Annotated in this window: 9 protein-coding genes and 2 pseudogenes; 10 read left to right on the plus strand and 1 reads right to left on the minus strand. The window is 44.6% G+C overall.

Annotated features, from left to right (window positions below; all coding sequences use genetic code 11):
* Nucleotides 1-314: 314 nt before the first annotated feature.
* The 8 genes and pseudogenes from NI000_RS30190 to NI000_RS30225 all read left to right on the plus strand — a co-directional run.
* Nucleotides 315-620 (plus strand): annotated as a pseudogene (locus NI000_RS30190) (DUF6262 family protein); the annotation flags it as partial.
* 273 nt (nucleotides 621-893) lie between these two features.
* On the plus strand, nucleotides 894-1,853 hold the full coding sequence (locus tag NI000_RS30195) for a helix-turn-helix transcriptional regulator (RefSeq protein ID WP_253415069.1): 960 nt from the start codon (nucleotides 894-896) through the stop codon (nucleotides 1,851-1,853).
* 113 nt (nucleotides 1,854-1,966) lie between these two features.
* The gene (locus tag NI000_RS30200; RefSeq protein WP_253415070.1) at nucleotides 1,967-2,593 is read left to right on the plus strand and encodes a type 1 glutamine amidotransferase family protein; all 627 of its coding nucleotides are present in this window, start codon (nucleotides 1,967-1,969) and stop codon (nucleotides 2,591-2,593) included.
* A gap of 28 nt (nucleotides 2,594-2,621) precedes the next feature.
* Nucleotides 2,622-3,145 (plus strand): annotated as a pseudogene (locus NI000_RS30205) (VOC family protein).
* Between the two features lie 245 nt (nucleotides 3,146-3,390).
* Complete coding sequence (locus tag NI000_RS30210; protein WP_309247947.1) at nucleotides 3,391-3,666, plus strand: hypothetical protein; 276 nt, start codon at nucleotides 3,391-3,393, stop codon at nucleotides 3,664-3,666.
* A 410-nt stretch (nucleotides 3,667-4,076) separates the two neighbouring features.
* On the plus strand, nucleotides 4,077-5,447 hold the full coding sequence (locus NI000_RS30215; RefSeq protein WP_253415071.1) for a serine hydrolase: 1,371 nt from the start codon (nucleotides 4,077-4,079) through the stop codon (nucleotides 5,445-5,447).
* 426 nt (nucleotides 5,448-5,873) lie between these two features.
* Nucleotides 5,874-6,830, plus strand: a complete 957-nt coding sequence (locus tag NI000_RS30220; RefSeq protein WP_253415072.1) for a 3'-5' exoribonuclease YhaM family protein — start codon at nucleotides 5,874-5,876, stop codon at nucleotides 6,828-6,830.
* 102 nt (nucleotides 6,831-6,932) lie between these two features.
* Nucleotides 6,933-8,642 (plus strand): hypothetical protein, encoded by a 1,710-nt coding sequence (locus tag NI000_RS30225; RefSeq protein ID WP_253415073.1) that lies wholly within the window; start codon nucleotides 6,933-6,935, stop codon nucleotides 8,640-8,642.
* A gap of 118 nt (nucleotides 8,643-8,760) precedes the next feature.
* Here the strand turns inward: NI000_RS30225 and NI000_RS30230 are convergent, their stop codons facing one another.
* Complete coding sequence (locus NI000_RS30230; protein WP_253415074.1) at nucleotides 8,761-10,197, minus strand: aminotransferase-like domain-containing protein; 1,437 nt, start codon at nucleotides 10,195-10,197, stop codon at nucleotides 8,761-8,763.
* A gap of 191 nt (nucleotides 10,198-10,388) precedes the next feature.
* Here NI000_RS30230 and NI000_RS30235 point away from each other — a divergent pair, with 191 nt between their 5' ends.
* Together NI000_RS30235 and NI000_RS30240 are read left to right on the plus strand one after the other, a co-directional pair.
* Nucleotides 10,389-11,330 carry a DMT family transporter gene (locus NI000_RS30235; RefSeq protein WP_253415075.1) on the plus strand — a complete coding sequence of 314 codons (942 nt, stop codon included), beginning with the start codon at nucleotides 10,389-10,391 and terminating at the stop codon, nucleotides 11,328-11,330.
* Nucleotides 11,327-11,761, plus strand: coding sequence for a PaaI family thioesterase (locus tag NI000_RS30240; RefSeq protein ID WP_253415076.1), 435 nt, complete (start codon nucleotides 11,327-11,329; stop codon nucleotides 11,759-11,761). The genes NI000_RS30235 and NI000_RS30240 overlap by 4 nt, the downstream gene beginning before the upstream one ends.
* The last annotated feature ends 232 nt before the right edge of the window (nucleotides 11,762-11,993 follow it).

Here is an 11,993-nt window from a genome sequence, read left to right on the forward strand (position 1 = left end):
TTAGCGCAGGTGGTGGGAGTGTTCAATTTGACGTTATTCCCTAATAGGAGAGAAACTTAGGGAAAGCATTAGGGGAGAATGCGGATTTCGAAAGTACCACTCGCATATTTGAGAAGACGATCGTAGATTCGGAGCTTTTCTTGATCGCTATCGATGTGATTCATCGTATGAAAGAGGACTTCAAACAATTGGATCGGACCGATGACTTCGTTGCCTACGTATCTGCTGCGGATGGCGTTAGCGGAGACAATGAAAAACGCCGTTGGCCGTTTCTGCAACGGTTAGCGTCTTTAGGGCACGACACAGATAGAGGGGATGAGTCGATTAGACGGCTTGTAAAAGCCAAAGAGGGCATCAATTTTAATAGTGTTGCAACTGATTCTGGCGTAAGCAAAGCAACACTCTATAACAATCCTGAGATACGTGTGCGCATTGAATCGCTTCGTTAGCAGCAAGCTCAAGTGCCGACACCAAAACAAATTAAGCGAGAGATGGATGAAAACAACAAGGACGCCATCATTGCGTCGTTAAAACGAAAGATGAAGAAGCTCGAAGAAGAAAATAAAAAGTTGCGAGAACAACTTAAGTTTTCCTATGCGGAGGTCTATCAAAAGATTTGAGGGAATGTCTGTTAGCTTATTCAGCTAACGGGCAGCTTAGTTTAAGATCATACTCGGTGAACCGTATCACAAGTTGTGGTAAAGCAGAAAGTTGAGTTGAGAGTAGAAGCCGCAATGTTAAAAATTGCAGATTGTTGTTTAAGTTACGGGAGTCGACACACGTTGAATGCTACGTGAGGATTGAAAGGCTGAAAGATTGATGAATAAAGGGATGCAGGCGATTCGCAAAGCTAATAATTTAGTGCGATCCTAATAAAAGCTGAGGTATATGTGATGCCAAAAAACGATAATATGCTGGCAATCCTATGGATGCTGAATTCGGGTAAAATGACCGCAAAACAAATATCCGAAAAGTTAGAAATAAATATAAGGACAGTCTATCGGTATATTGATGCGCTAGGTGCCAGTGGAGTGCCTATAATATCCGACACTGGTCATAATGGCGGGTATAGCTTGTTGAATAATTTTATCAGAGCACCTCTGCTATTTGATATTGAAGAAAAAAAAGCACTTCTTCATGCTGCTGTTTTTGCAAAAGAAGCCGGATACCCTTTGAGTGAGGCATTAGGTAATGCGACATCCAAATTGAAAATGTATTCGAATCAGGAACAGGAAAGTGTTCTCAGCCGTCATTTAGCCGGATTTGAAGTTATAAACCGTATGGGAGACCCTTCTATTCAGCCAGTATTGGCGGAATTGGAGCAAGCTGTAGCAAACGAATTCTCTGTAGAAATTGATTATCGCACACGCCGTGATGATCAACCCAAGACTAGGGTGATAGATCCCTATGGAATGGTTTACTGGAACAATAAATGGTATATTGTTGCATTTTGCCACCTGAGAAATGAGATCCGCAGCTTTCGGGTAGAACGGATTTTACAAATCAAGCGTACTCAAAACATATTTAAGCGTTCCGAAGCTTTTTTGGCCCGGGAATTTTTTTTGCGAAATCTATTACCTGATTTAGTCGGCAAGGACGGGTTAATTGCTTTAATTATCGAAGGTAGGTCAGAGGCGTTGGATGACTTATGCCTGCATTGGTTTTTGGGGCATCATCTGAAAGAGCGTACATCAAATCAAGCAATCTTTTTACTTGAGGAAAAATCAATTCATACCTATGTTCCTTATTTTCTCTTATCCTACGGGAAATCCATTCAAGTAATCGAACCACAGAGTTTGAAGGAAAAACTTGTTGGTGTTGTGTCGGAGTTAATGGAATATTATCAACTTTAATAGCTTCACTGACAGCGGATGTCAGTGAAGTCATTTTATAATGATGATAATCATTGATTACCGATGGATGGTTGGTATCACTTGATGAATTGTAAAATAAGGAGAACTTGCAAATGAATAATACGGTATATCTTTATGTGTTTGACACAATGGCAGACTGGGAAATAGGCTACTTAACTGCCGAACTGAACTCGGGAAGATATTATAAAAAGGGGCTGGCCCCATCAAAAATAGTTACCGTGGGAATTGATAAGACTCCAGTAACTACAATGGGCGGATTGAAAATACTGCCTGACATCAAATTGGATGAGTGCAGCATTGAAAGATCAGATCTATTGATTTTACCCGGTGGAGATACATGGACAGAAACCATTCACCACCCCCTCTTAAAAATCGCTGAGAGGTGTTTAAGGGAAGGTATATGGGTTGCAGCGATTTGTGGTGCTACAATGGGACTTGCCCAGACAGGATTGCTGAATTCACGTGGGCATACAAGCAATGATCTGGAATACCTTAAAATGATCTGTCCCACTTATACAGGAGAAAAGTATTACAAAATGGAGTCTGCTGTAACTGATGGAAAACTGATCACAGCATCTGGAATAGCTCCGTTGGAATTTTCTGCACACATCTTGAAAGCTTTGGATGTGTTTTCTCCAAAAACATTAGACGCCTGGTATAGCCTTAATAAGACTAGTGATTCTAAATATTACTATGAGTTGATGAATTCAATACAATGAAGGTATCAGCATTTAAGGAGGAGTAAAAATGACTGAAAGCATAAAAGATATGGGAGTGTCAGGTAAATATACAAGAATGGAACACCCAACGGCTTTACATCTATTACACCATTTATAACAGTGAAGAATCCTTCTGAAGCAATAGAGTTCTATAAAACTGTTTTCAATGCAAGGGTTAAGGATATTACTGAATATCCTGATGGAAATGGGAAAAAAATAATTGTTCATGCGGAATTAGATTTTGGAAATGGTTTTTTACAGGTGGGAGCAGCGAATCCGACTTATAAATTGGCCTTGCCGCCAGATGAAGACAATGCGTGTTATTCTTTAGGAATTTACGTAATTAATGTTGACCAGGTATTTGAAAATGCGGTAGCAAGAGGAGCAAAAGTAAGGGAACCGGTTGCAAGCTTTGTTTCAGGTGATCGATTCGGAAGTATATTGGATCCTTTTGGAGTAAGATGGTCTATTATGACTAGGATTGAGGATTTGTCAGAAGAAGAAAGTAGTCGTAGGGTAGCTGAATGGGCCAAAAGCTTTAGTGGAGAATAAATGCAATAACTGTATTAAATAGTTGGCGAAAATAGAAACTTCAAAATTTTGAGGTTGAAAGCTTACTGTTGACCAATACCAATGTAAAGGAGAATTACTATGACCAAAGAATTATGGATCAATCTTCCAGTCAAAGACCTGAGCAAGTAAAAAGAGTTTTTCAGCAAAATCGGTTTCTCGCTTCATCCGCGTCATATGAACAGCAGTGAGATGGCCGGCCTAGTCTAGTCATAGGCGATAAAAAGGTGATGGTGATGCTTTTTCCAGAGTCCGCTTTCAAAGGTTTTGCGGGAAATGAGATTGCCGATACAACGAAGGGAACCGAGGTGTTGTTTTCCATTGATGCGGCAAGCCCGGAAGAAGTAGATGAAATGGTACGCAAGGCTGTTAACGCGGGTGGTACTGTATATGGAGAGCCCGGATACAAGGACGTGTGGATGTACGGTGCCGGATTCGCCGATTTGGACGGCCATCGATGGAATGTGTTGTATATGGATATGGACAAGATGCCACATGAGTAACAATGTGACTTAAAATATTCGTTCCACAGGAATTCTAACGGAGTACGATAGTTAAGCATAAAGGGTTCCACATATTAGTCATGTATAATATGTGGAACCCTTTATTATATCTGACTTTCCTAAATCTAGGTCTTGATAAACTCGGGAAATAAAGTATTAGACTGGCAACGCCCCGCTAAGCGAACGGGCAGTTTAATGAAACTTTCTAATTAATTGAATCGTATAATATTTAATTTGTTTGTGCCAGAACAACCAATTCTGGTAGGTTGCGAATGATTGTCGAGACTTTTCTTAATTAAGCAGGCGGTAAGTCGGATGTAAAGTACTATAGAATTGACTGATCATGAAATTACACTCATACAAACTTTACTGGGCAATTTCACATAATCAAAAAATGTAGGGGGAGCTGAATGAAGACAAAGCGCGAGCACTTGGAGGCCTTTTTGACCTCTATTCGTGAGCAGAATGCTGTTAACGGTGCATTTTTAATCGCAGATCAAGGAGAAGTGTTGCTGAAGCAGACGATTGGACTGGCGGACTTTCGAAACGGTCGAATGCTTACTGTGGACTCTGTTTTTGAGCTGGCGTCACTTTCGAAGCCTATAACTGCCTTAGGGATTGTACTCCTATGGCAGAGCGGTAAGGTTGAACTTGATGATTTGGTGACGGCATGGATATCCAATTTTCCTTATTCGGATATTACGATACGACATTTGTTGGGGCATACATCCGGGCTGCCGGATTACATGGAATTGTTTTCTGAGCATTGGGACCGTTCTATCATCGCCACGAATCAAGACGTGTTAAACATGTTGATTCGGTATAAGCCTGAGTTGTTGTTCCCGTCTAACACTGGATGGATGTACAGCAATACAGGGTACGTCATACTGGCTTTATTAATTGAACGAATTTCTGGACAGACGTTTGCGGGTTTTTTAAAGGATCAACTCTTCGTACCCTTAGGAATGAACCAAACGAGAGTATACAATCGGCGCAGCGAAGAAGAGGAGATTCCCGACTACGCCTACGGTTTTGTCTATTCCTTTGACGAGGCGGCTTTTGTATTACCCGATACTCTGAAGGAACTGGATTATGTACGGTATTTAGACGGAATTCAAGGTGACGGCACAGTGAACAGTACTCTGAATGATCTTCTGAAGTTAGATCAGGCTTTGTACAGGGACGATTTCCTGGATGTTTCGTTACGTGAAGAGTTGTTTACACCAGTATTGATGAACAGCGATCAACCCTTCGAGTATGGATTGGGATGGATTATTGAGAGAAAAGAGGGAATTGGTCGCGTCGTAAGCCATAACGGAGGATGGCCGGGCTATGCTACCATCATGAAACGATATATTGATCAAGACATGACGCTTATTGTTTTGTTAAACACGGAGAAAGACCTTCAGTATAACCAGCAAGTGGTTGATGCGATGGAGCATATCCTGTGCGGTGAGGATTACGAGATTCCGCTGCCCTCGGCAGAGAGAATCATCGCTAAAGTCGATTCCTCTGTATACAAGCGTTATGCTGGGAGGTACCGGTTCAACAATGAATTGGCGGGGCAAGTTATATTCGCTGATGTAGTCGTGGAGGACGACCGGCTTTATATGCGACTCAATAACGGTATGCCTCTCGCAATGTATCCCCTGAACGACACTCGCTTTTTCTTTCGTGAGGACTTAGCGGAAGTGGAATTTGTGGGGGAAGAGAACGGAAGAGTTCAGTATTTATACTTTGGCAGCAATGATGAGATGGAACGGGCCGATCGCGAGACCTGACTAAGACCGTCGTTATGCTAATCGTTGAATATAATGATTAAACTAACGGAGTACTATATTTGAATGATAACAGCGGCAGTCTAAGACTTTATTTATCAAGTCTTGGTCCGCCGCTGCTTCGTTTTATGGATCAGTCTAAAACTTATTATTCAAAAGCTGACGATTTTTCAATTTTAAAATCGCATTAAATCAACGACTCCAGTCTAATACTTTATTTTCACCGAACACCAGTGCATGGTGTGGGGAATCCTTTTTTTGTTCGCTTAATGAAAGGGTACCTCCCACTGTATAAGCCAAGCAGTTTGGTAAAGCGAGAATGTTTTAGATAAATTGAGGAATGGGTTTACGACTCCTCTTATTTCTAGAAGGCAATAAGGCGTATGTTGTCGAATAACTCATAGACCACATTGTAAGGAGCGAAATACAGTGACCTTGATAAGAACTTTTACTGAGGGTGACGAAATCATCGGATTTTATTTGCTGAAGAAAGCCGATGTAAAGCAAACCAATTCAACACCTCCGAAAGATTATTTTGATTTGGTCTTGGCTGATACTAGTGGAGAAATCCCAGCGAAGCTCTGGGATGTTTCTCCTGTCGATAAAGAGACATACTTCCCAATGATGCTGGTGAAGGTGCAGGGACTTGTTCAAATGTATCGTGAAAAGCCTCAGATGAAGATTAACCGAATTCGGAAGGTAACGGAAGAGGATGGGTATAAGTTGACAGACTTTATCAGATCAGCACCGATTCAACCGGTTGATCTGGTACATATGATCAAGCAAACTGCGGCGAGCATTCAGAACAGCGAAGTTAGAAGCGTGGTAGAGTTCTGTATCTGCAAGGTAGAAGAGAGGCTTATGCATTATCCGGCTGCTAAGGGAATGCATCATGCTTACTATGCGGGGTTAGCTTATCATATTTGTCGGATGCTTGAGCTCGGTGAATTTGTGGCAAAGCAGCGCCCTTTCCTTAATCTCGATCTAATCAAAGCCGGCATTCTACTGCACGACATAGCGAAACCTGAGGAGATGAATGCTGAGCTTGGGATTGTGACGGATTATAGCTTTAAAGGGAAGCTGCTGGGACATATTTCATTAGCGGCAAACTGGATTATTGAAGCTGCTATTGCTTTGGGTATGGATATCTCGGATGAGAAAATCGTTATACTCCAACACTTGGTTCTTTCTCATCACAATCTCGGGGAATGGGGCAGCCCGGTGCAGCCGCAAATACCTGAGGCCGTAGCGTTGCATTATATCGATACACTGGATGCAAAGCTTCAGGCTGTTGAGGATGCATTGGATTCGATGCCTGATTCGGAGGAATGGACGCAGCCACTAAGGATCATTGAGAATAAACAAATTTACCGGATGAGAATATAAAGTTTTTTAAAATTAGAGAAGTGATTGACATATTTTTGGAAAATCATCGTTTTTGATTCATGGATAACATGAAGTCCACTATTAAGGAAGGGCGTGCCTTTCGTGAAGAAGCTACCGTCTACAGAGGCCGATACGAGGTCAAAACAAAAGAACAACGCCGGGAATGATCGGAGCAGAACCATCGAGCAAACCATGGACCTTCACTCCATACAGCAAAGGGGCATGCTTTCTTCCGGTTCCTCCTTGACGCGGAATGTCGCTTACCTGCAGCGAACTTTTGGCAACCGGCATACAGCACAGCTATTAAAGGCTGCGACAGAAGGACATCGCAACGGCGCCAACTCCGGAGCATCTCATTCCAATGCATCACAGACGGACACCATACAAAGACTCGTAACGTATAAGGGAGCCCTTGCCAAGCTGGACGAGGAGGACGATGATTTCAAAAACCTTCCCCCCGATCAACAAACAAAAGTTCGGGACCAGCATGAGGACCGCACCCGAACTTACGATTATGCGGATCAGGCTTCTTTTTATGCCCATGTTGGCGGAGATACCGACCCTGCCAAAGCGCCGAAAATCAAGGCCGTAGATCCCAAAAATCTGGAAAAAGCCAAGCGTAGGAAAAACCGGACAGCTTTCTACCGAAATCACAAGAAAATCGGCGCCGTCACCGATAATGCCCATTTCAACAAGCCTGAAAACAAGGGAATGCTGCCCGTCTTTTATCCAATGTCCCATGAAGGCCTGGATGAAAAATCAGTGCAATGGACCAGGAACCCGATGACCGATCAATATGAACTGTTTAGGAGCAACGATCTCACCGCATCCCAAGAACAGGAACTGGACGAAATGTCGTTAACCGTCATTGAGGAGAAAAAAAGCGGTAAAGTTCACTGGACCGCCCACGCCGGTTCCAATCCGGTTTCCAGCTTCACCGATACGGATATCAAGAGTCGCCCTTCCGGCAAGCGTAAATCGGAATATGGAGGAGCAACGCTAGAAGATTTCGCTCAAGATTCCATTGGAACTTCCAGTGCGCACCTTACGGATCGGAATAACCACTACAAGAAAAAGAAGACTAAGAAAGCGCCTCAAGCGACCCGTGGCCATCAACAAGCCTATGAAGATACCATCACGAAACCAAGCGAGAAGACAAGATTGATCTTGGGGTCGGGCGAGAAGCAAGTTTTCAAGGCGAGCAAAAGCAAAAAAATTCGCACAACCGACCAAGAACAGGAACCACTTCCAAGTGGAACGATTCCATCTGCCATGAGTCCGGAGCAGTATGATATAGGGCAGCATGGCAGACGTACGCAATTTGAAACGCCGACCCGTAAAGAGAAAGGGGTATATTTCGAGGTCAATGAACTTACTTTGGACTCCGGTACGACCGAAGGCGGGCTGGACATTCCAGGCAAAAAATATTATGCCTCCGCTTCCCAGGATCGTAAGACTTCAAAGGCCGCCTCATTCGATCAATATGCTCCGGTTTACAGTGAAAAAGAAGATGCCGGCGGTTGGAATGATTATACCGACGAAAACAAAATCGATCCGGACGATTTGCCTCAGCAGCATTTTTTCGCAAGCGACGAGGAAGTGGACTTTTCCGATTCCGACACGGAACCGGGAACACCTCAATTTTTGCCGGAATTTGAAGAAGAAATAGACTTTTTTTCACCTGGCGAGCTCCAGCTTGGTCGTGCGTTAGGACAGACCTGGCAAGGTCATGACGATTGGATTGTTAGCGAATATCTGGCAAATACCACGGCAGGCTTTAAATATAAGTTGACCCGAACCCGGTTTGCCTAAAGGGTGGAACGGCCTTGGCTTGTAAAATAGCCATCGATATAGCAAAAGAAAAGAGCGAGGTTCGCGGTCAGGTTTTCCACGAGCGCTCGCTCTTTTTGCTACGTTAAGGTGAAAATTGTTATTGTTTCTTCAATGAACCGCTGCTCCCGTCTGCCAATTCGACAAGCCTTCGGATGCCTTCTCTCAATAGCTGCTCATTCAGATAGGAATAGCTGAGGCGTATCCATGATTTGTACTCCTTGAGCGGATCGCAAATCGCTCCGGGCACAAAGGTGATGGATTGCTTGATGCATGTACTGAGCAAACGTTCAATCTCCACCGATTCCGGCAGCTTCACCCATAAGTTGAATCCACCTGCAGGGGAGTTCCACTGCCAGTCGGTAGCGGACAATTCCTGTTCAACGATATCCTTGCGGACCGCAAGGGCAATGCGAAGCTTCTCCATATGCTGCTGCAGCCGCTCGGAGAAAAAATAATGCAGAAAAATTTTCTGATTCACCAAAGGCGTCCCGCTGTCCGACAACATTTTGGCTTTTATCAGGTAGTTCATGATGGAAGGGCGGCACGCAACGATGGCGATGCCGAGGCCGGGAGCGATATATTTGCTGAAGCTGCGAAGATAAATGACCCATCCTGCCGTATCGTAAGCAAAAAGAGGCAGTGGCGGCTCTTCGCCAAAATAAATGTCGCGGTAAGGATCGTCCTCTAGTAGCAGACATTGATACCGCTCGGCAAGCTCAACGAGCCTTTTCCTTTGTTCGGCGGATACGATATAGCCTGTTGGACTTTGAAAGGTGGGATTGAGATAAAACAGCCGCGGCTTGTAGGCTTGCATCAGCTTCTCCACCTGCTCCAGATCGTAGCCGTACGGGTGGATCTCGACCGGAACGATAGCTGCGCCTTGTCTTCTGAAAATATCAATCGCCGTGCTGTAGGTAGGACGCTCCAGCATAACGGCATCTCTCGGCTTAACCAGCGCTCTTGCCACCAAATCCATGGCCTCCTGCGATCCGCAAGTGATCAACAATTCGTCTGCAGACAAGTGAAACCGATGGCAGTCGGTAAAGTAACGGCACAACGCATCCCGCAGCTCCTCGTCTCCTTGTGCGGTAAAGTAGGTGCCGAGCATTTTGGGATACAAACCGAACACTTGCTTCACATATTCCGAAAAATAAAGATTTGGGAGCAGGTTCGGGTCGAGCAGCGATTTTGACAGTACATATTCGGCTTGCACCTGATGGATTTCAGAAAGATGGCTTTCATGCACGTAAGCGGAAATGATCGGATCATGCAGCGAATCTACAGGAAGACTGCTGTCTGGTCTCACATAATAGCCGGATTTATCCTTCGCTTCAACGATCCGATTTTCCTTCAGTAGCTGATAGGCTTTATAGACCGTCAGTCGATGCACATTGAATTCCGTCGCCAGCGAGCGGATGGAGGGGAGCTTCTCATGCGGCTTCCATTCACCGCGACGGATCCGATCCAAAATATAATCATAGATTTGTTCAAACAGTTTGCCTGCATGTCCGCTTGAAACAACTGTTTTTTTCATAGGTTTTGCCCCCAGGCCCATTATCCCGCAAATAAGCAATTACGCGCGTGCCTCTATTATACAGGAAACTCCTGCCTTCTGTTCTAGTCCATTCGATCTGTTCTATTCACCTTCGTTTAGAATGGGAAAAAAGGAGGTTCTGATCAAGTCCACCGGAAAATCCGCGTAGCACAAGAAAGAAGGTTTTGAGTATGAACAGAAACACTTTACTAACGGGTATCACCTATTGTTTGATTCCTGTGCTGGCGTGGGGAGGCATGTTTCCCGTCATGCAAGTTGCCTTGAAGGTTCTCGATCCGTTCTATTTCACAACGATTCGCTACATATGGGCTGGCCTCATTCTTCTGGGAATGCTGATCGTTTTCGAAGGGAAGGACGCTCTCCGATTGGAGGGGAAATCGTGGAAGCTACTATTTTTTGGCACTGCAGGGTTTTCGGGCTTCGGCTTCCTTACCTTTGTCGGACAACAGCTCAGCGGACCGTCAGGCGCAATCATTGCCTCCGTTATCATGGCGTTAATGCCACTAATGACGACGTGCGTAAATTGGGCTTTGAATAAAAGTAAACCCAAGCTGTCTACTTTTATTTCAATTTTCATTGCGCTTTTAGGCGCGCTGTTGGTCATAACGAATGGAGATCCCTCCTTAATCGTTCAAGCCAAAGATCACATTGGCGCCAGTCTGCTGATTATGCTCGGTGCTCTATGCTGGGTCGTTTATACGATGGGTGCTAGTCAATTTGCAGGCTGGTCGCCACTTCGCTACACCGCTTTGACAACATGCTTCGGATCCTTGATGAATATTTTAATCGTGCTGTCGGCAACGGTTTTCGGAGCCTTGACGATGCCAAGCGCGGAGAGGATTGGAAGCGCAGGGTCGGAACTGCTGTATATGATTCTGATCGCAGGCGTACTTGCCGTGTTCACATGGAACGTCGGCAATAAAATTTTGAAGCCGGAGAACGGTATGCTATTTATGAACATCGTCCCTGTTACGACAGTCACGATCAGTGCCCTCCAGGGCGTTGAAGTCGGTAGGTTGCAGTTGGTAGGGACCCTCATCGTGATCGTCGCGCTGGTGATGAATAATTTGATTCAGAGACAGAGGAAAGAAGCAGGTGAATATGCGAAATGACCATTCTTGAGTATTATCGGAAAGTGCTGAACGGAGAATTGGAGCAATCCCCCGTTGAGCGCCTTATGGGACTGAAGTTAATTAGCGTAGAAGAGGGCGAGGCCACGTATGAAATGCAGGCTTCGGAACAACACGCGAATCCGCAAGGCACATGCAACGGCGGCATCATCGGCATTCTTGCCGACATGGCCATGGGTATTGCCTACGGTTCCTCCTTGCAACAGGGCGAAACCTTCACTACGATCGAGATGAAAGTAAACTTTTTTAGACCTGTGTGGAACGCCAAAATAATAGCCTATGCTACGCTGTACAAGTGTGGACAGACCATCGGGTTCGTCCAATGCAATATTACTGACGAGAACGGTAAACTCATCGCTCATGCCTCAAGCACTTGTATGACATTAAGGGGCGATAAGGCGCAAGGCAGGTAGGCCCGCGGGAAAAACACAAATGGTGCTAATTCAACTAAATTAGGAGTCTTAGTTGAAGGTGATTCGTTGGAAGACAGGCTTCGGTACATTGCGCCGAGGCTTTTTTCTTTTGAAAAATTACATAATGTAATTAAATGGGGAATTGGAATAAGGCTGTATGTGCGGTATATTAATGAGGTTGACACGACACCAAATGGTGACCTATAATCAAAATGTTACTAAATGGTGTCCA

The organism is Paenibacillus tyrphae (genome assembly GCF_024158745.1).
Lineage (GTDB): Bacteria > Bacillota > Bacilli > Paenibacillales > NBRC-103111 > Paenibacillus_G > Paenibacillus_G tyrfis_A.

Excerpts from the sequence above, each read along its gene's own strand:
- NI000_RS30235 (WP_253415075.1), top strand. The coding sequence starts at position 10,389 with ATGAACAGAAACACTTTACTAACGGGTATCACCTATTGTTTGATTCCT.
- NI000_RS30240 (WP_253415076.1), top strand. The coding sequence starts at position 11,327 with ATGACCATTCTTGAGTATTATCGGAAAGTGCTGAACGGAGAATTGGAG.
- NI000_RS30195 (WP_253415069.1), top strand. The coding sequence starts at position 894 with ATGCCAAAAAACGATAATATGCTGGCAATCCTATGGATGCTGAATTCG.
- NI000_RS30200 (WP_253415070.1), top strand. The coding sequence starts at position 1,967 with ATGAATAATACGGTATATCTTTATGTGTTTGACACAATGGCAGACTGG.
- NI000_RS30230 (WP_253415074.1), bottom strand. The coding sequence starts at position 10,197 with ATGAAAAAAACAGTTGTTTCAAGCGGACATGCAGGCAAACTGTTTGAA.
- NI000_RS30215 (WP_253415071.1), top strand. The coding sequence starts at position 4,077 with ATGAAGACAAAGCGCGAGCACTTGGAGGCCTTTTTGACCTCTATTCGT.